This is a genomic window from Nocardioides sp. LMS-CY, assembly GCF_018732145.1.
GTDB classification, from domain to species: Bacteria; Actinomycetota; Actinomycetes; order Propionibacteriales; family Nocardioidaceae; genus Nocardioides; species Nocardioides soli.
On the sequence record NZ_CP076104.1, the window covers coordinates 3,857,757 to 3,882,681 of the forward strand.

At 72.3% G+C, this 24,925-nt stretch carries 23 protein-coding genes; 6 read left to right on the top strand and 17 right to left on the bottom strand.

Features of this window, described 5'->3' with window-relative positions; translation table 11 throughout:
• Position 1 precedes the first annotated feature (1 nt).
• From nagA to ilvD (KM427_RS18435), 12 genes are all read right to left on the bottom strand, one after another.
• Positions 2 to 1,138, bottom strand: a complete 1,137-nt coding sequence (gene nagA, locus KM427_RS18380; protein WP_215524853.1) for an N-acetylglucosamine-6-phosphate deacetylase — start codon at positions 1,136 to 1,138, stop codon at positions 2 to 4.
• Complete coding sequence (locus KM427_RS18385; RefSeq protein WP_215524854.1) at positions 1,131 to 2,150, bottom strand: Gfo/Idh/MocA family protein; 1,020 nt, start codon at positions 2,148 to 2,150, stop codon at positions 1,131 to 1,133. The genes nagA and KM427_RS18385 overlap by 8 nt, the downstream gene beginning before the upstream one ends.
• Entirely contained in the window at positions 2,147 to 3,142 is a 996-nt protein-coding gene (locus tag KM427_RS18390; RefSeq protein WP_215524855.1) for a Gfo/Idh/MocA family protein, read from the bottom strand. Before KM427_RS18390 ends, KM427_RS18385 begins: the two co-directional genes overlap by 4 nt.
• Positions 3,143 to 3,149: 7 nt before the next feature.
• A complete protein-coding gene (locus KM427_RS18395; RefSeq protein ID WP_252275426.1) occupies positions 3,150 to 4,088 on the bottom strand; it encodes an ROK family protein in 939 nt (312 codons plus the stop codon).
• Between the two features lie 65 nt (positions 4,089 to 4,153).
• Complete coding sequence (locus tag KM427_RS18400) at positions 4,154 to 4,978, bottom strand: carbohydrate ABC transporter permease (RefSeq protein WP_183593375.1); 825 nt, start codon at positions 4,976 to 4,978, stop codon at positions 4,154 to 4,156.
• A complete protein-coding gene (locus KM427_RS18405; protein ID WP_215524857.1) occupies positions 4,978 to 5,919 on the bottom strand; it encodes a carbohydrate ABC transporter permease in 942 nt (313 codons plus the stop codon). The genes KM427_RS18400 and KM427_RS18405 overlap by 1 nt, the downstream gene beginning before the upstream one ends.
• Positions 5,916 to 7,214 (bottom strand): ABC transporter substrate-binding protein, encoded by a 1,299-nt coding sequence (locus KM427_RS18410; RefSeq protein ID WP_215524858.1) that lies wholly within the window; start codon positions 7,212 to 7,214, stop codon positions 5,916 to 5,918. The genes KM427_RS18405 and KM427_RS18410 overlap by 4 nt, the downstream gene beginning before the upstream one ends.
• Positions 7,215 to 7,314: 100 nt before the next feature.
• Positions 7,315 to 8,091 (bottom strand): IclR family transcriptional regulator, encoded by a 777-nt coding sequence (locus KM427_RS18415; protein WP_215524859.1) that lies wholly within the window; start codon positions 8,089 to 8,091, stop codon positions 7,315 to 7,317.
• A gap of 112 nt (positions 8,092 to 8,203) precedes the next feature.
• Positions 8,204 to 8,458: a hypothetical protein gene (locus tag KM427_RS18420; protein WP_215524860.1), complete on the bottom strand. Its 255-nt coding sequence runs from the start codon at positions 8,456 to 8,458 to the stop codon at positions 8,204 to 8,206.
• Positions 8,459 to 8,485: 27 nt separating this feature from the next.
• Positions 8,486 to 8,974, bottom strand: coding sequence for a DUF5994 family protein (locus KM427_RS18425; RefSeq protein ID WP_215524861.1), 489 nt, complete (start codon positions 8,972 to 8,974; stop codon positions 8,486 to 8,488).
• 92 nt (positions 8,975 to 9,066) lie between these two features.
• Complete coding sequence (locus KM427_RS18430) at positions 9,067 to 9,774, bottom strand: VC0807 family protein (RefSeq protein ID WP_215524862.1); 708 nt, start codon at positions 9,772 to 9,774, stop codon at positions 9,067 to 9,069.
• Between the two features lie 191 nt (positions 9,775 to 9,965).
• Complete coding sequence (gene ilvD, locus KM427_RS18435; protein ID WP_215524863.1) at positions 9,966 to 11,660, bottom strand: dihydroxy-acid dehydratase; 1,695 nt, start codon at positions 11,658 to 11,660, stop codon at positions 9,966 to 9,968.
• Between the two features lie 44 nt (positions 11,661 to 11,704).
• Here ilvD (KM427_RS18435) and ilvD (KM427_RS18440) point away from each other — a divergent pair, with 44 nt between their 5' ends.
• The 3 genes from ilvD (KM427_RS18440) (at position 11,705) to KM427_RS18450 (ending at position 16,918) form a co-directional block, all read left to right on the top strand.
• On the top strand, positions 11,705 to 13,552 hold the full coding sequence (gene ilvD, locus KM427_RS18440) for a dihydroxy-acid dehydratase (protein WP_215524864.1): 1,848 nt from the start codon (positions 11,705 to 11,707) through the stop codon (positions 13,550 to 13,552).
• Between the two features lie 70 nt (positions 13,553 to 13,622).
• Positions 13,623 to 14,357, top strand: a complete 735-nt coding sequence (locus KM427_RS18445) for an HAD family hydrolase (protein WP_215527675.1) — start codon at positions 13,623 to 13,625, stop codon at positions 14,355 to 14,357.
• A complete protein-coding gene (locus KM427_RS18450) occupies positions 14,354 to 16,918 on the top strand; it encodes a glycoside hydrolase family 65 protein (RefSeq protein WP_215524865.1) in 2,565 nt (854 codons plus the stop codon). Before KM427_RS18445 ends, KM427_RS18450 begins: the two co-directional genes overlap by 4 nt.
• 108 nt (positions 16,919 to 17,026) lie before the next feature.
• Here the strand turns inward: KM427_RS18450 and KM427_RS18455 are convergent, their stop codons facing one another.
• Positions 17,027 to 18,100 carry a WD40/YVTN/BNR-like repeat-containing protein gene (locus KM427_RS18455; RefSeq protein ID WP_252274644.1) on the bottom strand — a complete coding sequence of 358 codons (1,074 nt, stop codon included), beginning with the start codon at positions 18,098 to 18,100 and terminating at the stop codon, positions 17,027 to 17,029.
• 80 nt (positions 18,101 to 18,180) lie between these two features.
• Between KM427_RS18455 and KM427_RS18460 the strand changes: the two genes are divergently transcribed.
• From KM427_RS18460 to KM427_RS18470, 3 genes are all read left to right on the top strand, one after another.
• On the top strand, positions 18,181 to 19,056 hold the full coding sequence (locus KM427_RS18460) for an EamA family transporter (RefSeq protein ID WP_183593366.1): 876 nt from the start codon (positions 18,181 to 18,183) through the stop codon (positions 19,054 to 19,056).
• A gap of 112 nt (positions 19,057 to 19,168) precedes the next feature.
• Positions 19,169 to 19,387: a hypothetical protein gene (locus tag KM427_RS18465; protein WP_215524867.1), complete on the top strand. Its 219-nt coding sequence runs from the start codon at positions 19,169 to 19,171 to the stop codon at positions 19,385 to 19,387.
• Between the two features lie 30 nt (positions 19,388 to 19,417).
• Complete coding sequence (locus tag KM427_RS18470) at positions 19,418 to 20,587, top strand: PQQ-dependent sugar dehydrogenase (protein WP_215524868.1); 1,170 nt, start codon at positions 19,418 to 19,420, stop codon at positions 20,585 to 20,587.
• Here the strand turns inward: KM427_RS18470 and KM427_RS18475 are convergent.
• Genes KM427_RS18475 through KM427_RS18490 form a run of 4 tightly spaced genes read right to left on the bottom strand, consistent with a single transcriptional unit; the run spans position 20,574 to position 24,923 of the window.
• Positions 20,574 to 21,383 (bottom strand): ECF transporter S component, encoded by an 810-nt coding sequence (locus tag KM427_RS18475; RefSeq protein WP_252274646.1) that lies wholly within the window; start codon positions 21,381 to 21,383, stop codon positions 20,574 to 20,576. The two genes, KM427_RS18470 and KM427_RS18475, sit on opposite strands and share 14 nt — an antisense overlap.
• On the bottom strand, positions 21,380 to 22,945 hold the full coding sequence (locus KM427_RS18480) for an ABC transporter ATP-binding protein (protein WP_215524869.1): 1,566 nt from the start codon (positions 22,943 to 22,945) through the stop codon (positions 21,380 to 21,382). Before KM427_RS18480 ends, KM427_RS18475 begins: the two co-directional genes overlap by 4 nt.
• Entirely contained in the window at positions 22,942 to 24,036 is a 1,095-nt protein-coding gene (locus KM427_RS18485; RefSeq protein WP_215524870.1) for an energy-coupling factor transporter transmembrane component T, read from the bottom strand. The genes KM427_RS18480 and KM427_RS18485 overlap by 4 nt, the downstream gene beginning before the upstream one ends.
• Positions 24,036 to 24,923: a hypothetical protein gene (locus KM427_RS18490; protein WP_215524871.1), complete on the bottom strand. Its 888-nt coding sequence runs from the start codon at positions 24,921 to 24,923 to the stop codon at positions 24,036 to 24,038. Before KM427_RS18490 ends, KM427_RS18485 begins: the two co-directional genes overlap by 1 nt.
• Positions 24,924 to 24,925: the final 2 nt, after the last annotated feature.

Sequence of the window (24,925 nt, forward strand, 5' to 3'; positions counted from 1 at the left end):
GTCACGCGGGGTGCACCTCGCCCCCGACCATCGTCCAGAGCAGCCGGTGCCGGTCGTCGAACGCGGCGAGGTCCGCGTTCCTGCCGACCGCGATCGTGCCGTGGCTGGCCCCGAGGCCGAGCAGCCGGGCCGGCACCTCCGTGGCGGAGCGGACCGCCTCCTCCCACGGGACGTCCGCCCACCGGGCGAAGTTGGCGACCGCGCGGTCGAGCGTGAGCGTGCTCCCGGCCAGGGTGCCGTCGGCCAGCCGCACGGCGCCGTCCGCGACCGTGACGCGCTGCTCCTCCAGCTCGTACTCCCCCGCGGGCAGGCCGGTCGCGGAGATCGAGTCGCTGACCAGCGCGATGCCGCGCACCCCCTTCGCCCGCGCGACGAGGCGGATCGCCGTCGGGTGCACGTGGACGCCGTCCGCGATCACCTCGCAGACGAGCCGATCGTCGGTGAGCGCGACCCCGATCAGGCCGGGCTCGCGGTGGTGGAAGGGCGCCATCCCGTTGAAGAGGTGCGTGACGCTGCGGACCCCAGCGTCCACGGCACGGGTGGTCTGCCCGGCCGAGGCGACGGAGTGCCCCGCCGAGCAGACCACGCCGTTCTCGACCGCGAGCGCGATGACGCCGACGGAGTCCTCCGGCGCGACGGTCATCAGGCGGAGGTGGCCATCGGCCGCGGCGAGCATCTCCCGGAGGAGGTCCGGGTCCGGCGTCCGCACGGAGTCGGGGCGGAACGCCCCGAGCGCGTGCGGGCTGATGAAGGGGCCCTCGACGTGGACCCCGAGGATCCGGGCGCCCCGGGGCGGTCCGGCGGCGAGGCGCGCCCGGACGGCGGCGATGCCGTCGAGGATGTGCTCGCGGCTCCCGCCGACGGTGGCCAGGAAGCCGGTCACCCCGTGCTCGGCGTAGAACGTCGCGAGCCGGTCGAGGTCGGCGTCCGGACCGTCGATCACCTGGACTCCGGCGCCGCCGTGGGTGTGCAGGTCGATCAGCCCGGGCACGACGGTCGCGCGGGACGCGTCGAGCACGCCCGCGGCACGCGGCGTCTCGATGCCGGCGATGCGGCCGTCGGCGATCGTGAGCGTCACCGGCCCGACGAGCTGACCCTCGACCAGCGCGCGGCCGGCGAGGACCGCCGTCTCAGCCACGGTCGTCCGTCGTGACGAACCCCTCCGCCGCCACCGAGGCGTACGCCGCGCAGGCGACCTCGACCGCGCGCAGTCCGTCCTCGCCGGTGGCGCACGGATCGAGGACTCGCCCGTGGGCGACGGACCGCAGGAACGCCTCGACCATGGCCTGGTCGATGTCCGGCTCGAACGGGACGTGCGCGTGGGTGCGGCCGTCGTGCCGACCCGAGACGGCGAGCGACTCCCGTCCGGTCGCGATCGTGAGCGAGCCCTCGCTGCCGAGGAGCCGCAGGTAGAAGTCGTAGTCCCACGGGCTCTCCGGGGTGACCGACCAGCTGGGATCAATGCTGGCGGGCACGCCGTCCTCGAAGACGACCGAGACGAGTGCGCTGTCCTCGACCTCGGTGTCGACGAAGAGCGTCGCGGTCTCGGCCAGCACCTCGCGAGCCTCGAGTCCGGTGACGAAGCGCATCGCGTCGAGCACGTGCACGGAGTGGTCGATGAGCGCGCCGCCGCCGGCCGGCCCGGCCTCGGTGATCCAGGACGGGTAGCGCGGCGCCAGCGGTGGACGGCCGCGGTTCCCGCCGACCATGCCGCGCACCCGGCCGAGCTCGCCCCGGGCGACGACGTCCCGGGCGTCCAGGAGCGCGGGGTAGAACCGGGAGACGAACGCCGTGTGCAGCTGCACTCCGTGCTCGGCACAGGTCGCGACCATCGCCTCGGCGTCGGCGACCGTCGTCGCCAGCGGCTTCTCGCACAGCACGTGGACGCCGTGCGAGGCGGCCAGCTCGACGAGGTCGCGGTGCCCGGCGGTCGCGCTGCAGACCACGGCGGCCGCCGGACGGAGCCGGCCCAGCAGCCGGTCGGGGTCCGCGTCGAAGGGCACGCCCAGCCTCTCGGCGAACGGGCCGCCGAGCTGGGGCGACCCGTCGTACACGCCGACCAGTCGGCCGCCGCGGCTGCGCTGCAGCGCGGCGGCGTACGACCTGGCGTGGGGCAGGTGCTCGCAGCCGAGCAGGACGACGTCGATCACGGTGACTCCGATCCGCGACGGGGCAGGTGGACCGTCCGGCGGGTGCGCAGCGACTCGACCGCCGCGAGCGCGACCCGGAGCGCCAGCAGGCCCTCCTCGGCGGGCACCGGGCTCGGGCCGCCGGTCGCGACCGCGTCCAGGAACGCGGCCAACTCCGCCCGGAAGCCCCGGTCGCCGAGCTGACTGATCGCCTGCGGCGCGGCGCCGGCCCGCTTCACGCTGCCGACCGCGACGCCAGCGTAGTCCCACGCGATCCGGCCGGCGCTGCCGGACAGCTCGGTGGCCAGCTCGAGGCCGTGCCCGGCCGGGTGCGCCCAGCTGGTCTCCACGACGGCGAGCGCGCCGCTGTCGTAGCGCACGGTGGCGACCGCGTAGTCGATCAGACCGTCGGGTCGGGTGGCGCCGACCGCGTGGACCCGCTCGGGGACGCCGCCGCACACCCAGGTCAGGTAGTCGAAGCTGTGGATCGCGAGGTCGAGCAGCGGCCCGCCCGACTGGTCGGGATCGGCCAGCCAGCCCTGCTCGCTCCAGCCCGGCAGCTCGCCGGTGATCGACTGCGACATCATCCGCACCTCGCCGATCCGACCGTCGCGCACGGCGTCGCGGGCGGCCCGGTGATCGGGCTCGAAGCGGGAGACGTGCCCGATCATCAGCAGGCCCGGGCCGCGACGACCCGCCTCGACGATCCGCTCGCCGTCGGTGAGCGTCCGGGCGACCGGCTTCTCGCAGAGCACGTGCTTGCCGGCCGCGAGCGCCGCGACCGCGATGTCCGCATGGGTCGGTGACGGGGTGCACACGCTGAGCGCCTCGACGTCGGAGTCGAGCAGCGCCTCGACGTCGGCGAGCGGGCGGGCGCCGTACCGCTCGGCCAGGGCGGCCGCCTTCTCCGCGACCGGGTCCACGACGTAGGCGATCTCGGCGTCGGGGTGCGCGGCGTACGCCGCGGCGTGGGAGCCCGCGATGTAGCCGGCGCCGACCAGGGCGACCCTCACCACGACGTCACCACCGGGTCGACCGCCGGTCGTCGCGGAGCAGCCGTGAGCGGTGCGCCGCACCCAGCACGCCGGACTCGGCGCCGAGCGCGGCCGGCACCACCCGCACCGAGTTGGCCACGTCGGCGAGGTTCTCGTCGATCGTCTCCTGGAGCCGGTCGAGCAGCAGTGGCCCGACCTCGGACACGCCGCCGCCGACCATCAGCAGGTGCAGGTCGAGCACGGTCAGGTAGTCGGCCAGCACCCGCCCGAGGTGGCTCGCGGCGTCGGTGATGGCGGCGATCGCGCGCTCGTCGCCCGCCGTCGCCGCGGCCGACACCGCCTCGACACCGCCTCCGGGGAGACCGGCCGCCCGGGCGATCGCCGGCCCGGACGCGACGGTCTCCAGACAGCCGTAGCGCCCGCAGTTGCACCGGATGCCGTCCGGCACGGCGCGGACGTGGCCGATCTCGCCGGCGAGCCCGCTCACGCCCCGGTGCACCTGCCAGTCGAAGACGAAGGACATGGAGACGCCGGTACCGAGGTTCAGGTAGGCCACGTCGGCCTGGCCGATGCCGGCGCCGGCCATCAGCTCACCGAACGCCGCGGCCTTCACGTCGTGGATGACGTTGGCGGGATGACCGACCGCGCTCTGCACCTCGGCCACGACCTCGCAGTCGGTCATCTTGAGCACCGGCGAGTCACGGACGACGCCGCGGACCGAGTCGATGGTCCCCGGCATGCCCAGCACCACGGGGCCGACGGCTAGACCACCCGAGCGAGCCACGGTGAGCAGGCCCGAGGCGACCTCGATGCAGGCCTCGACGACGGCGGCGCCGCCCTCGCGCGGTGTGGGGATCCGCTGTCGCGCCACCACCGAGCCGGAGGGCTCGATCACGACTCCGGCGATCTTGGTGCCGCCCACGTCGATGCCGATGCCGCCGGACGGCGATCCCGCCTCTGCCATGTCCACGCCACTCCCCCTCTCGTCCTGTCTCCTCGTCCCGGTCGCGACCCAGCGCCGTCCCGGTCTCACTTCATCCCTGTCGTGGCCATGCCCTCGATGAACCGCTTCTGCATGAACAGGAAGGCGATGAGGATCGGGAGGACGGTCATGGTCGCCGCCGCCATCTGGAGGTCGGTCCGATCGACGTAGCGGCCGGCGAACTGGGCCAGGCCCAGCGGCAGCGTGTACATGTCGGAGGTCGACGCCACCAGCAGCGGCCACAGGAACGACTCCCAGCTGACCACCAGCGTGAAGATCGTCAGGGCCGACAGCGCCGGCTTGGCCAGTGGCAGCACGATCCGGAAGAAGATCCGCAGCTCTCCGGCGCCGTCGACGCGGGCGCTCTCGATCAGCTCGTTCGGGATCGTCATCATGTACTGCCGCATCAGGAAGACCCCGAAGGCGTCGACGAGCGTCGGCATCACCATGCCGGCGTACGTGTTCAGCAGCTTGAGGTCGCTCGCCAGCACGTAGAGCGGGATCACCCGCACCTGGAACGGGATCATCAGCGTCGCGAGCACCACGACGAACAGCACGTCACGGCCCCAGAACGAGAACTTGGCGAAGGCGTAGCCGGCCATCGAGCTGGTCAGCAGCACGCTCACGACGCTGATCGCGGCCACGAGCACGCTGTTGAGGAAGTAGCGGACGAAGTCCGCGGTGTCGAAGACCGCGCGGTAGTTGTCGAGGTTGACCTGCTCGGGCAGGAACGTCGGTGGGAAGGTCAGGATCTCCGGCAGCGTCTTGAACGACGCCAGCACCATCCACAGCAGCGGGGTCAGCATCGCCACCGCGCCCACGCTGAGCAGCAGGTACTTGGTGACGTCGAGGGTCCGGGTCGCGGCGCGCATCAGTACTCGAACTTCCGTTGGATGAGCCGGAACTGGATCAGGGTGGCGATCATGATCAGCACGAAGAGCAGGAACGCCGCCGCCGAGCCGTAGCCCATCTCCAGCGGCCGGAAGGTCTGCTCCACGACGTACAACACGACCGAGCGGGTGCTGCCCAGCGGGCCGCCCGGCAACTGCTGGGCGGACCCGGTCATCACGTAGACCTGGGTGAACAGCTGGAGGCCGTTGATCACGCCGATCACGGCGGCGAGCACGATGCTCGGGTTGAGCAGCGGCATGGTGATGTGCCGGAACCGCTGCCAGGCGCCGGCGCCGTCGATCCGCGCCGCGTCCATGACGTCGCGCGGGATCGCCTGGAGGCCGGCCAGGAACACCACCATGTAGAACCCGAGGTCGCGCCAGACGGTCATCAAGACGATGCCGTCGAGCGCCCAGTCGGGGCTGGCGAGCCAGCCCGGGCCCGAGATGCCCACCCAGCCGAGCACGGTGTTGACGAGGCCGAAGGACGGCTCCAGGAGCGCCTTCCACACGTAGCCGACCGCGACCAGGGAGGTCACCACCGGCACGAAGTAGATGGTGCGGAACAGGCCCCGGGCGCGCAGCCGCGCGTCGTTGAGGAGCACGGCCACGACCAGGGCCAGCAGGATGGTCGGCAGCACGCTGAGCACCGTGAAGTACAGCGTCACCTCCACCGACTGCCGGAAGCCGGAGTCGTCGAACAGCAGTCGGCGGTAGTTGTCGAGGCCGACGAACTCCTTGGCGCCGCCCAGCGGCCACTTGTAGAGGCTGTACTGCAGGGCCCGCGCCATCGGGTAGAAGACGGTGAGCCCGAAGAGCACGAGGGCGGGGGCGAGGAAGATGAAGGCCCACTTCGTCTGGTGACGTCGCAGGCCTCCCCTCGGCCTCGCCCCGCGTCCCCGGGGTACGGCGACGGAGCTCACTCGAGCAGGCCCTTGCGCCGGTACAGTGCGCGCTCCTCCTCGGCTCCCTTGTCGACGGCCGACTGGACGTCCTTGCCGTTGAGGACGATCTGGTCCCAGATCTCCTGCTGGATCGCGAACGCGTCGTCCCAGCCCAGGGAGTCGTAGGGCACGGCGCCGTCGAGCGAGGCGAACCCGGCCGCGACGTTCGGGTCGTCCTGGAGCGACTCGTCCTCGAGCAGCGCGGACCGCGACGGCAGTTCGCCGCCCTCGGCCGTCCAGGTGCGCTGGGCGTCCTCGGAGGTCAGGTAGGACACCCACTCCCAGGCGGCGTCCTGGTCGGCGCAGTCCTTTGACACGGCGTACGACCACGAGGTGCTGGCCACGGGCGCGAACGTCTCGTCGGCGACCGGCGGCGCAACGTGGACGCTGAAGTTGAGGTCGGGCGCGGTCAGGTTGTAGACCCCGGTGAAGGTGTACTCCCGGAAGGTCATGCCGGCCTTGCCGATCGCGAACTTGCTCTGCTCGGCGAGGAACTCCGGCGAGTCCACGCCGTCGTCGAGGACCAGGCTGGTCAGCCGGTCCCAGGCCTGGTAGCCGGGCTCGGAGTCGTAGTTGACGTCGTTGGTCTCGTCGTTGACCAGGCCGTCCTCGTAGGCGAGGGTCGGCGCGCTGTAGTACCACTGGTAGGGCGAGGAGGAGATGTCCAGGCCGGCCTGGGTCAGCTTGCTGCCGTTGGTCTTGGTCAGCGCGATCGCGGCCTGGCGCAGGTCCTCCCAGGTGGCGAAGTCCTGGGTCGGGTCGAGACCGGCCTCCTCGAAGAGGTCGTCGTTGTAGAAGAGCATCAGCGTCTGCACATCGGTGGGCAGCGCGTAGTACTCGCCCTCGATCTTCAGCAGCCGGATCGACGCCGGGGTGAACGCCTCCTCGATCTCGTCGGCGGACATCACCGAGTCCGGCACCGGGGCGAGCTGCCCGCGGTCGTGGAACTCGGCCAGGATGTTCGCGGGGAGCTGGAACACGCAGGGGCCGTTGCCCGCCTCGAGCGCGGCTCCCAGCTTCTGGAAGTACGACTCGTACGGGATCGACTGGAAGTCGATGCTCGCGCCGTCGTACTCGTCGGCGAAGTTCTGCACCAGCTCCGCCCGGGCGTCGCTGTGGTGCTGCCAGTGGCTGATGGTGACGCTGCCCCCGTCGCCGTCACCGTCGCCGCCGTCGCGCTGCTGGGTGGCACTCTCACCCGAGCAGCCGGCCGCGGCGAGGCAGACGGCGAGGACCCCGAGAGTGGTCGCTTTCCTGACGATGTTCCGGCGCATGTGCACCCTCCGGTTCAGTCCTGCGTGTGTCTGTCACACAGACATGTCATCTGTGACACAGACGAGATGCAGTCGAAGGTAAGGACGCGCGTCGGCACTGTCAAGAGCCGACTCGACCACCGAGGGCTTTGCTGATCGCCGCGGCCGCGCCGAGGATCCGCGGCAGGAACTCCTCGACCCGCTCGCGGGTGAACCGGCTCGCGGGCCCGGCGACGGTGAGCGCCGCGACCGGATCGCCGTGCGGTCCGGGCACGGGGACGGACGCGCTCGTCAGGTCCGGGTCGAGGTCCTGGACCGAGGCCGCGTAGCCGCGCGCCCGGATCTCGTCGGTCACCTCGACCAGCCGATCGGGGACGCCGCCGTCCGCGAGATAGCGCTCCCGGAACGCCGGCGCGGCGTACGCCAGGAGGACCAGGCCGGTCGCGGACTCGTGCAGCGCGAGGCGCCGGCCGGGAGCCTCGACCATCCGGACCGAGCGCCGGCTCTCGGCCTTCTCGACGTAGATCACCGAGCCCTGGTCGAGCACGCCGAGCAGCACGGTCTCTCCGGTGCTCTCAGCGAGGTCCTCGACCACCGGGCGCGCGGCACCGCTGAGGTCGGAGTGCGACCGCGCCCGCTCCCCCAGCTCGAAGAGACCCCAGCCGAGCAGGTAGCGACCCTGGGAGTCGCGGCGCAGCAGGCCGCGGATCTCGTAGGTGGTGATGACGTTGTACGCCGCGGTGCGCGAGGCCCCGGCACCCGCGGCGATCTCGGCCACGGTCAGCGGCCGGTCGCTGGCGGCCAGCACCTCGAGCACATCCAGGGCCCGCAACAGTGACTTGACCGGCCGCAGCCGGCGGCCGTCGTCGCTCACCACGACGTCGTCGTCCTCGTCCACGGTGGGATGATGCCGTGCGGGCGGCGGGCGTGGGAAGTCCGGGACGGGCGGAGCGGGGCTTCCTGGCCCGCTTGCGGCGCATCATCAAGGGATCCAGCCAGGCTTGCGGCGCTCAGCGGTACTGACCGAGCGTCTCCGAAGCGTCGGTGTCATCGCCGCCCTCGCCGCCAAGGACCACGGCCGCGGCGACGTGCTGCCAGGCGATCACGAGGACGATGTCCTCCTCCGAACTCGGGTCGACGACAGGCAGGTGGCCGGTCTCGTTGCGGCCGACACGATCGATCTCGGCCCGGACGAACGCGACCGACCCGTCCGGGATGCGCCAGCGTTGAGTCCAGCCGACGCCGTACAACATCACGTAGGCCATCGTGGCCTCCTACGGATGGGGCGCACCTCAGCCAGCCGGACTCTCGTTGTCCCAGCGCGCGGTGTCCATGCTGGTGCTCGTGATCCGGTCCGCCCCGGTCGGGGTGCTGACGGGTCGGCCACCGCGCATCAGCCGGGCGCCCTCGGCTGCCTCGGTGGCACTGGGGATCACCTCGATCCTCAGTCGCTCTCCCGTCGACATCGAGAGGACCATCAGGTGGGTGTCGTCGCGGGGGAAGGAGCCGACCTTCACCGGACCGCGCCGAGCCTGGATCCGGCGCACTCCTCGGCCTTCGGCCGACGAGTCGTCCCAGTCCGGCCGTGAGAAGAGCAGCCGATTGATGTACCCGGCCTCCACCGGGAATCTGTCGACCAGGTCGGCCGCCTCGGACTGCAGGTCGCGCGACTGCGGCCACCAGGTTCCATCGGTGCGGCCGTCAGCGGAGGCCTCGAGATGGAGACGCAGCGGTGACCGCGTCGGAGCGACGGCGGTCGGGATTCGCGGTGACGTCGTCATGACGCCCGCCCTTCGTTCCTGTCCTGCAGCTCGGACGAGCTGGCTCGGCAGGTCGGTTACTCTCGAGCGTACTCCTGCTCGCCTGAGCAGCCTCAGCCGTGCGCGGCCGAGGGAACCAGTCGCGTCGAACCGATCAGGCCCTCCTTGCGGGCCACCAGGGCGGCCAGCGCGATGGTGGACGACGCGGCCAGCACGTTGACCGACAGCATGAGGATGCTCTTCACGAGCACGAACGTCTCGAGCGACTGCGACTGCAGCAGCCACAGCGTCATCGTCGCCTTCGCCAACCCGAGCACCGCCCACAGGGCCGTCAGGTGCCAGAAGAGGCGCCGGACCCGCGGTCGCGTCGCCAGCTCGTGGTCCATCGGGTAGAAGTCGCCGGCGAGCCGCGCCACCATCGGGCGAGCGCTGGCGAGCGAGAGCAGGAACAACGCCGCGATAACGCCGTCGCTGATGATCGGCTGGAGGAAGTACAGCCACGTGCTGTCCGCCACCACGGAGAGCACGGTCCGGCCCGTCAGGAGGATCGCCACCAGGATCAGCAGGCCCGACGTACGCCGCCCGGTGACCGCGCGCCAGGCGATGGCACCGTACGACCACAGGAGCGCCACGATGATGGCGGTCCACACGTCGACCAGCACGAAGAGGCCGTAGAAGACCACGGCGGGGATGACCATCGCGATCACCAGGCTCACCGAGACATGCCGGATCACCGCGAGGAGGTTGGGGCGGTGCGGCTCCGCCGCCGCGCACGGGGAGGTGGCGGGGGTGACCGTGGTCAGCGTGCCGTGAGAGCGCATGAGAGCCGATCCCGCCGGCCGCGGAACGGCCGGGCGTGAGCCAGGTTCGCCGAGAAAAGACGACGTGGGCTCGACGCCTGAGGGTTCCTCAACTCCTCGAGTGTACTGCCCGGGACGTCATACGCTCCGAGGAAGGGGACACACTGTCCGTATGACGTCCGGCCGGGTCCGGGGTCGGCGGGGCGGGGGGCTCAGCTGGTGATCGCGCCGTGGGCGGCGGACTGCACCACCTTGGCGTACTTGCCGAGTACGCCGCGGGTGTACTTGGGCGGCAGCGGCTCCCAGCCGACCTTCCGGGCCTCCCACTCGGCCTCGTCGGTGATCGCGACCTCGAGGGTGCGGTTGGCGACGTCGAGGGTGATCCGGTCGCCGTCGCGCAGGAACGCGATCGGGCCGCCGTCGACGGCCTCGGGTGCGATGTGGCCGACACAGAGGCCCGTCGTACCGCCGGAGAAGCGGCCGTCGGTGATCAGCAGGACGTCCTTGCCGAGGCCGGCGCCCTTGATCGCTCCGGTGATCGCGAGCATCTCGCGCATGCCCGGGCCGCCCTGGGGGCCCTCGTAGCGGATCACCACGACGTCGCGCGGCTTGATCTCGCCGCGCTCGAGGGCGTCCATCGCGGCCCGCTCTCCGTCGAAGACCCGCGCCGTACCGGAGAAGACCGACTCGTCGAAGCCCGCGCTCTTCACGACCGCGCCCTCGGGGGCGAGCGAGCCCTTGAGGATCGTCAGTCCGCCGGTGGCGTGGATCGGCCGGTCGAGCCTGCGGAGCACGTCGTCGTCGAGGTCGGGCGGCGACAGCTCGGCGAGGTTCTCGGCCATGGTCCTGCCGGTGACGGTGAGACAGTCCCCGTGCATCAGGCCGGCGTCGAGCAGCGCCTTCATCACGACCGGGATGCCACCGATCTTGTCGACGTCGTTCATGACGTAGCGGCCGAAGGGCTTGAGGTCGCCGAGGTGCGGCACCTTGTCGCCGACCCGGTTGAAGTCGTCGAGGGTCAGGTCGACGTCGGCCTCGCGGGCGATCGCCAGCAGGTGCAGGACGGCGTTGGTCGAGCCGCCGAGCGCCATCACGACCGCGATGGCGTTCTCGAACGCCTCCTTCGTCAGCACCTGACGCGCGGTGATGCCCTGGCGCAGCAGGTTCACCACCGCCTCACCGGAGCGGTGCGCGAAGCCGTCGCGCCTACGGTCGACCGCCGGCGGCGCGGCCGAGCCCGGCAGCGACATCCCGATCGCCTCGGCGACCGCCGCCATCGTGTTCGCGGTGTACATGCCGCCGCAGGCGCCCTCGCCGGGGCAGATCGCCCGCTCGATGCGGTCGACCTCGTCGCGGCTGATCTTGCCTGCGAGGCAGGCGCCGACCGCCTCGAAGGCGTCGATGATCGTGACGTCGTTGCCGTCGACCTGGCCGGGCATCGTCGAGCCGGCGTACAGGAAGACGCTCGCGAGGTCGAGGCGCGCGGCCGCCATCAGCATGCCGGGCAGCGACTTGTCGCAGCCGGCGAGCAGCACCGAGCCGTCGAGGCGCTCGGCCATCATCACCGTCTCGACCGAGTCGGCGATCACCTCACGCGAGACCAGCGAGAAGTGCATGCCCTCGTGACCCATCGAGATGCCGTCGGACACCGAGATGGTGCCGAACTCCAGCGGGTAGCCGCCCGCCGCGTGGACGCCGTTCTTGACCGCCTGCGCGAGGCGCTGCAACGACAGGTTGCAGGGCGTGATCTCGTTCCAGCTCGACGCGACGCCGACCTGCGGCTTCGCCCAGTCGTCGTCCCCCATCCCCACCGCTCGCAGCATGCCACGGGCGGCGGCCCTCTCGAGGCCGTCGGTGACGTCGCGGGAGCGAGGCTTGATGTCGGGAGTCGGAGGCGTCTGGGTCATGGACCGAGGGTAGGGGAGGGCCAGCACCGGCATAACCTTGCGCCATGCCGATCCTCCGCTCCGCGACGTCGACCTCGGGCCGCAACATGGCCGGTGCGCGTGCCCTCTGGCGCGCGACCGGGATGACCGACTCCGACTTCGGGAAGCCGATCGTCGCCATTGCCAACTCCTTCACGGAGTTCGTGCCCGGCCACGTGCACCTGCGCGACCTGGGCAAGATCGTGGCCGAGCAGGTCGCGGCGGCCGGTGGCGTCGCGAAGGAGTTCAACACCATCGCGGTCGACGACGGCATCGCGATGGGCCACGCCGGCATGCTCTACTCGCTGCCCAGCCGCGAGCTGATCGCCGACGCCGTCGAGTACATGGTCAACGCGCACTGCGCCGACGCGCTGGTCTGCATCTCCAACTGCGACAAGATCACCCCCGGCATGCTGATGGCCGCACTCCGGCTCGACATCCCGGTGGTGTTCGTGTCCGGCGGCCCGATGGAGGCCGGCAAGACCCAGGCGATCGAGGGGATCGTCCACTCCAAGCTCGACCTGGTCGACGCGATGGTGCTGGCCGTCAACGACGCCGTCACCGACGAGCAGCTCGACGTCGTGGAGCGCTCGGCCTGCCCGACGTGCGGCTCCTGCTCGGGCATGTTCACCGCCAACTCGATGAACTGCCTGACCGAGGCGATCGGCCTGTCCCTGCCCGGCAACGGCTCCACGCTGGCGACCCACAGCTCTCGACGCGGGCTCTTCGAGGAGGCGGGACGGCTCGTCGTCGAGCTCGCCAAGCGCTACTACGAGGACGACGACGAGTCGGTCCTCCCCCGCAACATCGCCACCCACGAGGCCTTCGAGAACGCCTTCGCCCTCGACGTCGCGATGGGTGGGTCGACCAACACGGTGCTGCACCTGCTCGCCGCCGCACGGGAGGCCGGGATGACGTTCTCGGTCGACGACATCGACGCCGTCTCGCGCCGGGTGCCGTGCCTGTCCAAGGTCGCGCCCAACACGCCGAAGTACCACATGGAGGACGTCCACCGGGCCGGCGGCATCCCCGCGCTCCTGGGCGAGCTCCACCGAGGCGGGATGCTCAACACGGGTGTGCACTCGATCCACAGCCCGTCGCTCCAGCAGTGGCTCGACGAGTGGGACATCCGCAGCGGCACCGCCAGCGACGCCGCGCTCGAGCTCTTTCACGCGGCGCCCGGCGGCGTGCGTACGACGGAGGCGTTCTCGACCGACAACCGGTGGGGCTCGCTCGACACCGACGCGGCCGAGGGCTGCATCCGCGACGTCGAGCACGCCTACACCCGCGACGGCGGCCTCGCGATCCTCAAGGGCAACCTCGCCGAGGACGGCTGCGTCGTGAAGACCGCCGGCGTCCCGGAGGAGGTGTGGACCTTCTCCGGCACCGCGATCGTCTTCGAGAGCCAGGACGACGCCGTCGAGGGCATCCTCAACGGCAAGGTCCGGGCCGGCAACGTCGTGGTGATCCGCTACGAGGGTCCCCGGGGTGGTCCGGGCATGCAGGAGATGCTCTACCCGACCTCCTACCTCAAGGGGAAGGGCCTGGGCCAGAAGTGCGCCCTGATCACCGACGGCCGCTTCTCCGGCGGCACGTCGGGCCTCTCGATCGGCCACGTCTCCCCCGAGGCGGCCGGCGGCGGCACGATCGCGCTGGTCGAGGACGGCGACGCCATCTCGATCGACATCCCGAACCGCTCGATCGTCCTCGAGGTCGACCCGCTGGTGCTCGACCAGCGCCGGGCCGCGCAGGAGAAGCGCGAGCGACCCTTCACCCCGGTGAGCCGGGAGCGGGTCGTCTCGGGCGCGCTGCGTGCCTACGCCTCGATGGCCACCGCGGCCTCCGACGGCGCGTACCGTCGCGTCCCGGACTGATCCCTGACTCGCCGCGCGCCGGGCCATCTCGGCGCGCCGGGGCCGGGGGCCCTAGCATTTTGCTGTGACCGTGACCTGGGCCGAGTACGACGCCGTGCTGTTCGATCTCGATGGCGTGATCACCCCGACCGCCGAGGTGCACATGCGGGCGTGGTCGGAGATGTTCAACGCCTTCCTCGCTGCGTACGCCGGACCCGGCGACCGCGCGCCGTACGTCGACGCCGACTACTTCGCCCACGTCGACGGCAAGCCGCGCTACGACGGCGTCCGCGACTTCCTGGGGTCGCGCGGCATCGAGCTGCCCGACGGCTCCCCCGACGATCCCGCGAGCGCCGAGACCGTCTGCGGCCTGGGCAACCGCAAGAACGACGCCTTCAACGCCGTGCTCGAGCGCGACGGCGTCACGCCGTACCCCGGCTCGGTGCTGCTGCTCGACCACCTCCGGGGCCTGGGCCTGCCGCTCGGCGTCGTGTCGTCGTCGGCCAACGCGCCGGCGGTGCTCGAAGCCGCCGGGCTGCTCGACCGGTTCGGCACCGTCGTGAGCGGCGCCGTCGCCCACGACCTCGGGCTGCGCGGCAAGCCGGCCCCCGACACGTTCCGGCACGCGGCCGAGGCGCTGGGCTCCTCCCCCGCCCGGTCCGTCGTGCTCGAGGACGCCGTCTCGGGCGTTCGCGCGGGCCGGGCCGGGGACTTCGGCCTGGTGGTGGGCGTCGACCGCGGCGCCGGTGTCGAGCTACTGACCGAGGCCGGCGCCGATCTCGTCGTGGCCGACCTGGCCGAGCTCGTTCGCGAGGACCCCGCATGAGCCGCCGCGTGGGATCCGACCCGCTCGATCGTGGCCGGTTCCCGGTCGACGAGTGGGGCCTGGTCGAGACCAGCTACAGCACCGTCGACCTCGGGCTGACCGAGACGCTGTTCACGGTCGCGAACGGCTACCTCGGCATGCGCGACAACCCCGAGGAGGGCCGCCCGGCGTACTCCAACGGCACCTACGTCAACGGCTTCCACGAGACCTGGGAGATCCGGCACGCCGAGGCGGCCTTCGGCTTCGCGCGGACCGGGCAGACGATCGTCAACGTCCCCGACACCAAGGTCCTCAAGCTGTACGTCGACGACGAGCCGCTCACGTTCGGCACGTCCGACCTGGAGCACTACCAGCGGCACCTCAACTTCCGCGACGGCGTGCTGCACCGCCAGCTGATCTGGCGCACCCCGTCGGGCAAGCTCGTCCAGGTCGACACCACCCGCATGGTGTCGATGACCCAGCGTCACCTCGCGCTGATGACCCTCGAGGTGCGGATGCTCAAGGGCGACGCGCCCGTCGTCATCTCCTCGCAGATCCTGAACCGGCAGGACGGCCGGGACGAGTACCACGGCCGCAACATCGCCACCGCCGTCGAGCCCCTGGACCCGCGCAAGGCGGGCGCGTTCACCGACCGGGTGCTGCTGCCGCGGATGCACTACGCCAACGACGACCGGATGCTGCTCGGCTACCAGTGCGCCAGCTCCGGGATGACGATCGCGGTCGCCGCCGACCACGTGCTCACGACCACCGACCGACACGAGGTCGTGGCCCGTGCCGACGAGGACCAGGCCAAGATGGTCTACCGGATCGACGCGACCGAGGGCACCACCACGCGGCTCGAGAAGCTCGTCACCTACCACTCCTCGCGCGGCGTACCGGTGCGGGAGCTCTCCGACCGCTGCGACCGCACCCTCGACCGGGCCGCCCGCTACGGCGTCGCCCACTACGTCAGCGACCAGCGGGACTGGTACGCCCGGTTCTGGGCCGCCGCCGACGTCGAGATCGCCACCCCGACCCCGCAGCACCGGGCCGTGCAGCAGGCGATCCGCTTCAACCTGTTCTCGCTGGCCCAGGCCACGGCGCGCATCGACGGGCTCGGCGTGCCCGCCAAGGGCGTGACCGGCTCCGGCTACGAGGGCCACTACTTCTGGGACACCGAGGTCTACGTCCTGCCGTTCCTGACCTACGTCTCGCCGGAGGTCGCGCGCAACGCCCTCCACTTCCGGTCGGTCATGCTGCCGGCCGCGCGCGAGCGGGCGCGGGAGATGGCGCAGACCGGCGCGCTCTACCCGTGGCGCACGATCAACGGGGAGGAGGCCTCGGCGTACTACGCGGCGGGCTCGGCCCAGGTGCACATCGACGCCGACGTGGCCTACGCGCTGATGAAGTACGTCCGTGCGACCGACGACGCCGGCTTCCTGGTCCGCGAGGGCATCGACATCCTGGTCGAGACCGCCCGGATGTGGGCGGACCTGGGCTTCTGGCGCAGCAACGGCGACCGGTCCTTCCACATCCACGGCGTCACCGGACCCGACGAGTACACGACCGTCGTGAACAACAACCTGTTCACGAACGTGATGGCCCGGGCCAACCTCGAGGAGGCGGCGCGGGCGGTGCACCGGATCCGCACCCACGACCCCGAGGGCTGGGTGCGGGTGTCCGCCCGCCTCGGCATCACCGACGGCGAGGCGGAGGAGTGGCAGCGCTGCGCCGACGGCATGGCGATCCCCTTCGACGAGGGCCTCGGCATCCACCCGCAGGACGACTTCTTCCTCGACCGCGAGGTCTGGGACCTCTCCCGCACGCCACCCGAGACCCGCCCGCTGCTGCTGTACTACCACCCGCTCGTCATCTACCGGTTCCAGGTGCTCAAGCAGGCCGACGTCGTGCTGGCGCTCTTCCTCCAGGGCGACCGGTTCACGCTCGAGGAGAAGCGCGCCGACTTCGAGTACTACGACCCGATCACCACCGGCGACTCGACGCTCTCGGCGGTCGTGCAGTCCGTGATCGCCGCCGAGGTCGGCTACCACGACGCCGCGCTCCACTACTTCCACCAGTCGCTGTACGTCGACCTGGCCGACCTCCACCACAACACGGTCGACGGGCTGCACGTCGCGTCCGCGGGCGGCGTGTGGAGCGCCCTGGTCAACGGGTTCGGCGGGCTGCGCGACTACGGAGGCCAGCTGTCCTTCGACCCCCGGCTGCCGGCCACCTGGCCGTCGCTGACCTTCCGACTCTGCTGGCGCGGCTCCCGGATGCTGGTCGAGCTGGCCCAGGAGCGGGTGCGGTTCTCGATCATCGGGGGCGACGGCCAGGTCCCGGTCACGGTGCGCGGCACGTCGTACGTCGTGGCGCCCAACACCCCGGTCGTCGTACCGCTCCCCGACCAGGGCGACCGCGTCGACGGCCTGCTCGGCGACCGCCCGGTCACCGGCGGCACCCGTGCCGACGGCAGCCGGATCACCGCCGGCGTACCGGAGCCGATCCAGCCGCCCGAGGAGATGGAGCACACCGGCGAGATCCCGGCGTACGTTCCCGACCCGCCGATGCCGCCCATCTAGGTCACGAGGTTGAGTCGTGACTTCCGGACACCTGAGTCGTGGGTTCCGGACAACACGTTGACCAGTACCCCCGATTGAGTTGTCCGGAAGGTACGACTCGACCGTGCCTCAGATCGCCGCCGCGCGCACGGCCATCACGTCGGGCAGGTCGCTGACGAGCTGGCGCCAGGTGTCGCCCTCGTCGGCCGACCCCCAGACGGCACCGTTGCGGGTGCCGAAGTAGACGCCGGGCGTCCGATGGTCGTCGGCGCACATCGCGTCGCGCATCACCGCGACGTAGAAGGAGTCGGGCAGCCCGGCGCCGAGCTCCTCCCAGGTCTCGCCGGCGTCGCGGGACCGCCAGACCCGGGCCTTGCCGTCGACCGGGTGCCTGCCGGCGCTGCCGTCGAGCGGGAACACGTAGACGGTGTCGGGCTCGTGGGGGTGGACCACGATCGGGAACCCGAAGTCGGCGGGCAGGCCGTCGGCGATCGACTTCCAGGTGCCGCCCTCGTCGTCGGAGCGGTAGACGCCGCCGTGGTTCTGCAGGTAGAGGCGCTCGGGCCGAGCCGGGTGACGGGTGATCTTGTGGACGCACTGCCCGAACTCGGGGTACTGCTCGCCCTCGGGGAGGAACTCGGCGCGGATGCCGTGGTTGCGCGCCTCCCACGACGCGCCGCCGTCGCCGGTCTGGTAGACGCCGCCGCTGCTCAGCGCCGCGGTCACCGACCGGGGGTCGTCGGGGTGGGGCAGGATCGTGTGGAACGCCTGGCCGCCGAAGCCGGCGCCCCAGTCGGGCCGGTGCGGGTGGTCCCACAGCGCGCGCTCGAGGGCGAAGGTCTCGCCCCGGTCGGTGGACCGGAAGATCGCGGCCGGCTCGGTGCCGGCGTACACGACACCCTCCTCGGGGCCGGGCACCAGCTGCCAGACCCGCTCGACGTTGGCCTCGGTGTCGTCGGGGAAGCGCACCGCGCCGTTGGCGGTCTCCTGCCAGGTCGCGCCGAGGTCGTCGGAACGGCGTACCTGCGGGCCGAGCCACATCGACGAGGCGCCGGCGAGCAGCCTCGGCGCCGCGCCACGGGTGTCGATCAGGCAGGAGTACACCTCCTCCATGTCGAAGTGCGGGCCCGTGAACGCCCACTCCGCGCGCGACTCGTCCGAGGTACCGAGCCACAGACCCTTGCGGGTCCCGATCATCAGCATCGTCCGATTGGACTGGGTCCGGTCCGCCATCTCTCGCCTCCCGATCTGCTGGGGTCCACCCTGCCGTCTACATTGACCCGGTGACCACCCGGAACTCATCGCTCCGCCTGGTCTCGCCCGTCTGGCTGGTGCTGGTCGGGATCCTCTCGGTGCAGTTCGGCGCGGGCGTCGCGAAGTCGCTGTTCGACGAGATCGCCCCGACCACGATCGTGTGGCTGCGCCTGGTCACCAGCGCATTCGTACTGGTGCTGATCGCCCGCCCCGTCCTGCGCGGGCGGTCCCGAGCCGACTGGCTCGCGGCGATCGGCCTCGGGGTCTCGCTCGGGGTCATGAACTGGGCGATCTACCAGTCCTTCCTGCGCATCCCGCTGGGGGTCGCGGTGACGCTCGAGTTCGTCGGACCGCTGACCCTCGCCGTGCTCGGCTCGCGGCGAATGCGGGACCTCGTCTGGGTCGCGCTCGCCGCGGTCGGCGTCGCCGTGCTGGGCCTCGCCGGCGGCAGCGGCTCGCTCAACCTCGCCGGCGCCCTGTTCGCGCTGCTGGCCGGAGCGTGCTGGGCGGCGTACATCCTGCTCAGCGGCGCCACCGGCCGGCGCTGGCCCGGCCTCGACGGCCTCGCCGTCGCCTCCGTGGTGGCCACGCTGCTGCTCACCCCGGCGGCCGTCGGCACCGCGGGCGGCGACCTGCTCGACCCGCGCATCCTCGCGCTCGGCGCCGCGGTCGGGCTGCTCTCGTCGGTGATCCCGTACAGCTGCGAGATGGTCGCCCTGCGCACGATCCGGCCGTCGGTCTTCTCCATCCTGATGAGCCTCGAGCCCGCCGCGGCCGCGCTCGCCGGCATCGTGGTGCTCCAGGAGTTCCTGAGCCTCGAGCAGTGGCTCGCCATGGTCTGCATCATCATCGCCTCGGTCGGCGCTACGCGGTCCTCGCGCACCGTCGCGCCCGCTCCGGACTGAGCGCCCGGCCCCGGTCCGAGTTCACACAACCGTCACACGGCGTTGACCCGCGGGTGTCGGCGCCGCACCTAGCGTGGAGCGCGCCGTCACTCGGACACCCAGAGGAGCCACGATGCACCTGGTAGCACGCCCGGTCTCACGGATGGCGGGTGTGGTGGGCGCCGTACGGCGGTGGCCCGTCGCCTCCCAGCAGCGCTCCCGACGCAACGCGATGATCGCCTCGACGGCGCTCGCCCAACGGCGTGCGGAGCGCGACGAGGTGGCGGAGTTCCTGGCCGCGCACGACCGCGTCGGAGCGTGGGAGGCGGCGGGCCGGGCCGCACACGGCTGAGCGGCTCCCGGCGCCGCGTAGGGTCTCCGTATGAGACGCGTCGCCGCCCTGGCCAGCGTGGCCGTCCTCGCGATCGCCGGACTCGCCGCCTGCGGTGACGACGGCGACGACCGGCCCAGCGAGACGGTCACCGCGACGCCGCAGACGGAGAGCCCGACGAGCGAGGCACCGAGCATCCCGCCGTCGGAGAGCCCGACGGAGGACCCGGGTCCCCCGAAGGTCGTCGACACCATCGCCACCGACCTGGCGACGCCGTGGGGCATCGCGTTCCTGCCGAACGGCGACGCCGTCGTCACCGAGCGCGACAGCACGCGCGTGCTGCTGCTCGAGGCCCCGTCGTACGACGTGCGCACGATCGGCAGCATCGCGGGTGCCGTCGGGCTGGGCGACCTCGGTGGCGAGGCGGGACTGCTCGGCGTCGCGGTGTCGCCGTCGTTCGACCGCGACCGGATGCTGTTCTTCTACTTCAGCACCGACCACGACAACCGCATCGTGAAGGCGCCGCTGCGCGGCGGCCGGCTGGGCACGCCCCGGGTGATCCTCGACGGGATCCCGCAGGGCCACATCCACGACGGCGGGCGACTGGCGTTCGGGCCCGACGGCTACCTCTACGCCTCGACCGGCGAGACCGGCCAGCCCGAGCTCGCCCAGGACAAGGACACGACGGCCGGCAAGATCCTGCGGATCACCGTCGACGGCAAGCCGGCGCCGGACAACCCGTTCCCGAACTCGCCGATCTGGTCCTACGGCCACCGCAACGTGCAGGGCCTCGCCTTCGACTCCGACGGTCGGCTGTGGGCCTCGGAGTTCGGCGACAACCGGTACGACGAGCTCAACCTGATCAAGCCGGGCCACAACTACGGGTGGCCGATGGTCGAGGGCCAAGCCGGTGACCAGGGCGGCGGCGAGGGTCTCACCGACCCGCAGGTCGTGTGGGACACCGACCAGGCCTCCCCGTCGGGCCTCGCCTACCTCGACGGCCACCTCTGGCTCGCGGCGCTGCGCGGCGAGCGGTTGTGGCGCGTCGACGTCGACGGCGGCCGGGCCAGCCACCCGACGGACTTCTTCGTGGGCAGCTACGGCCGGCTGCGCACCGTGGTCGCCGCTCCCGACGGCAACCTGTGGGTCACGACCAGCAACCGCGACGGCCGCGGCGACCCGGCGGAGCACGACGACCGGATCCTGGTCATCCGCCCCTGACGACGCCGGTCACCGTGGCGCGGCGCGCGCCGCGCCGCAGCGTGGCCAGGATGGCGGGCCCGAGCACCACGATCGCCACGGCGGTCGTGATCGCGCGGACCGTGTCCCAGCTGCCGGTCGAGGTGAGCAGCGTGTAGACGAGGAACGTGTGCAGGTTGTCCAGCACCGGCGCACCCGGCACGTAGGACAGCGAGCCCTCGTGGCCCTCGACGGCGATGCCGGCGATGAAGGGCCAGCCGGACAGGTTCATGAACAGCCCGAAGAGGTACGACGCCACCACGGCGTACGCCGCCAGCGCCGCGATCTCCACCCGCCCGGTGAGCCGGCGCGGCAGCAGCCCGGCCCCCATGCCGACCCAGGCCGCGCACAGCATCTGGTAGGGCAGCCACGGACCGACGCCGGCGGTCATCAGCGCGGAGGCGAAGAGCGTGGTGCAGCCGAGCACGAAGCCGAAGCCCGGCCCGAACACCCGCCCGCCCAGCACGAGCAGGAAGAACGTGAGCTCGACCCCGGCCGTGCCGGGCGACACGCCGCGCAGGATCGCACCGGCGGCACTGAGCACGCCGAGGATCGCCAGCACCCGCGGGTCGAGTCCGCCCTCGTTGAGCTCGGCCAGCACCACCGCGATGACGACCGGCAGCAGCGCGAGGAACAGGAACGGCGGGTCGACCCGCTCCCCCGCGCCCGCGCGCAGCAGCAGCGGCCAGCAGAGCATCATCAGCCCGGCGAACGACGCGACACCGAGCACCACGATCGAGCGCGGGGAGATGCGGACGGCGGTGTTCGGAGTGCTCACAGTGCCGCCACGACCTCGTCGACGCGCAGCCACGGCGCGCCGAGCACCTTGGTCACCTGCGGCGCGAACGCCGGCGACTCGGCGACCACCCGGCGCACCGGGCCGGAGGACACGACCTCGCCCTCGGCGAGCACCACGACCTCGTCGGCGGCCTGCGCCACGAACTCCACGTCGTGGGTCGCAACCAGCACGGCGTGGCCGTCGTCGGTCAGGCCGCGCAGGATGCCGGCCAGCACGTGCTTGGCCGCGTAGTCGAGACCCCGGGTCGGCTCGTCGAGCAGCAGCAGCCGCGGTCGCGAGACCAGCACCAGCGCCAGGGCGAGCGCGAGCCGCTGCCCCTCCGAGAGGTCCCGCGGATGCTGGTCCCCCGGGATGGCGGGCACCAGCCGGTCCAGCAGCGCCCGGCAGGCGCCGCTGCCGCCGTCGGCGGCCGCGCACTCCTCGTCGACGGTCTCCAGATAGAGCAGGTCCGCCGCGTTTTGCGGCACCAGGCCCACGAGCGCGCGGCGGGCGGCCGGTGCGAGGTCGGCCGGGTCGCTGCCGTCGACGTCCACCCGGCCCGACGTACGCCGTCCGCTGCCCTGCACCGCCCACAGCAGGGACGACTTGCCCGAGCCGTTGCGGCCCATCAGCGCGGTGACCCGTCCGGCGCCCAGCTCGAGGTCGAGGCCCCGCACCGCGGCCGTCCGGCCGTGCACGACGTCGAGGCGGCGTACCACGGCGGCGGCGGTCGTCGCCGGCTCCCCGTCGACCGACGGCGGGTCGAGGCGCAGCTCGCGGACCCGGCGGCGGGCGTCGCGGACGCTGAGCGGCAGCGGGCTCCAGCCGGCGGCCCGGCCGAGCTCGACGATCGGCGGCACCACCGGCGAGGTGACCAGCAGCTCACCGGGCTCGCCGACGGTGACCCGGCCGTCTCCGGCGAGCAGGCACATCCGGTCCACGAACGGGATCACCCGCTCGAGCCGGTGCTCGGCCAGCAGCACCGAGACGCCGAGGTCGTGGACCAGCCGGGTCAGCGTCGCGAGCACCTCCTCGGCCGCGGTCGGGTCGAGGGCGGAGGTCGGCTCGTCGAGCACGAGCAGTCGCGGATGCATGGTCAGCACCGACCCGATCGCCACCCGCTGCTGCTGGCCGCCGGACAGCGTCCGCAGATCGCGGTGGCGCAGGTCCGCGATGCCGAGCAGGTCGAGCGTCTCCTCGACCCGGCGGCGCATCGTCTCGGGCGGCAGCCCGAGCTGCTCCATGCCGTAGGCGAGCTCCTCCTCGACAGTGTCGGTGACGAAGCCGGCGGCGGGGTTCTGCCCGACGTAGCCGATCGCGTGGGCCCGCTCCCGCGGCGGGGTGCGCACGATGCTGACGCCGTCGAGCAGCACGTCGCCGTCGAGCGTGCCGCCCGAGAAGCGCGGGACCAGGCCGGTGACGATGCCGAGCAGCGTCGACTTCCCGACCCCCGTCGGGCCGGACACCAGCACCAGCTCGCCCTCGTCGACGACCAGGTCGACGTCGCTCAGCACGGGGCCGGCGTCGTCGTATCCGAAGCGGATGTCACGCAGCTCGATCACGCGGCGACCTCCTCGCGGGTCGGTACGACGACCGCCGGGCGGGACTGCGGCGGCGAGCACAGCGGCCCGAGCAGCGCCACCGCGCCGACGGCGAGCGCGACCGCGCTGAGCGTGGGGAAGGCGTCGAGCGGCGGGTAGGCGACGGCGAGCTGGTTCCGGCTGATCCACAGACCCAGCGCGCCGACCACGACGCCGGAGGCGACCACGGCCGTCTCGGGCCAGCGCCACGGATCGGGCCGGTAGCGGGTGCGCTCGACGCGGCGGCCGGCGCTGAGCAGGCCCGCGACCGCCGCCGCGACGCCGAGGCCCAGCATCGGCAGCGCGAGCAGCCGGGGTGCGGTGCGGTCGAGCACGGCGTACGTGCCGACGCAGATGCCGACGAGCCCGGCGAGCATCAGGGCACCGGTGACCCGGCGCTGGGCGCGGGTGGCGCCGCCGGCGCGGCCGTAGCCGCGGGTGTCCATGCCGGCCGCGAGCGCGAGCGAGCGCTCGAACGCGTCCTCCAGCACCGGCACCAGCAGCCGCCGCAGCCGCCCGACCCGACCGGTCTCTCCCGCGCGCAGCGCCTGCGCGGCGCGCACCCGGCGCACGCTGTCGGCGAACTGCGGCAGCACGGTGACGGCCACGACCAGCGCGGTGCCGATCTCGTAGAGGGCGGGCGGCACGGACCGCAGCAGCCGCTTGGGGTTCGCCAGCGAGTTGGCGGCGCCGACGCAGATCACGATGGTCGCGAGCCGCAGCCCGTCGTACAGCGCGAACAGCAGCCCCTGCACGTAGAGCGGTCCGAGCAGCGTGATGCCCGCGACCCAGTCGGGCAGCGGGATCTCGGGGAGGTCGAGCAGCACCCGGCCGCCGAACCAGCCGCCGAAGACCACCCGGAACGCCACCCGGACCACGATGATCGCCACCCCGAGCCAGACGTAGAGGCGGAACGACCGGCCCCAGGACTGGTCGGAGCGGCGCAGCGAGACCACCAGCGAGGCGACGCCGACCAGCATCAGCAGGATCAGCGGATTGGTCGTGAACGACGCGGCCATCGCGAGTCCGACCGCCCACAGCCACCAGGCCACCGGGTGGAGGTCGCGTGGCATCAGCTCGGGTCCCGGCGCCGGCGTACGACGGCCACGGCCGCGACGGCCGCGAAGAGCACCGCGACCACGACCGGTCCGACCCAGGCGGGCAGACCCCCGTCGGACCCGTCGGGCTCGGCCGACGCCGGCTCGGGTGTCGCGCTCGCCGGCTCGCTCGCCGGCTCGCTCGCCGGCTCGCTCGCCTTGGTCGTGGGCGTGAGCTTGGTCGTGGGCTTGGGCTTGGTGGTCCGCTGGTCCGTCGGCTTCGGGGACGGCGTGGTGCCGGACCCTGCGTCGGCCGGCTCGGTGGGCGTGGCGGTCGCCGACGGGGTGGCCGCGCTCGTCGGCTTCGGCTTGGCGGTTGGCTTGCTGACCGGCTTGTCGCTCCGCTTGTCGGTCGGCTTCCGGGTCGGCCGTGCCGTCGGCGTCGACCGCTCGTGCACCGCGGGTGCGACGCCCGGCTGGGACCGCCCGGAGCCGCCGATCCACGACAGCGCCACCGAGCCGCCGTCCGGCACCGTCAGCGAGCCCACGCCGAGGGTGGAGTAGGTCCAGTTGCGCGTCGAGCCGTCGGACCAGTAGAGCCCCCAGTACGCGTCGGCCGGTGGCGTGTTCACGCACGGGTCCGACGCCGGCTGGCCCGAGACCCGGCAGACGAACCCCGGCTGGCGCTGCACGAACGTGAGCGGGAAGCCGGCCGCCCCGAGGAGGGTGGCCGCGCTCTTCCCGCCGCCGTCGGCGACACACCCGCTCTGCAGGCCGCCGCCGAGCTCGTGGAAGTCGACGACCACGCTGACGCCGTCGGCGCTGGAGCAGCCGGCCGCCGCGGCCGGCCCGGAGGGCAGCACCAGTGCCGTCGCCGCCACCACGAGGGCGGCGACGGCGACCTGGAGTGCCCGCCGAGCCATCA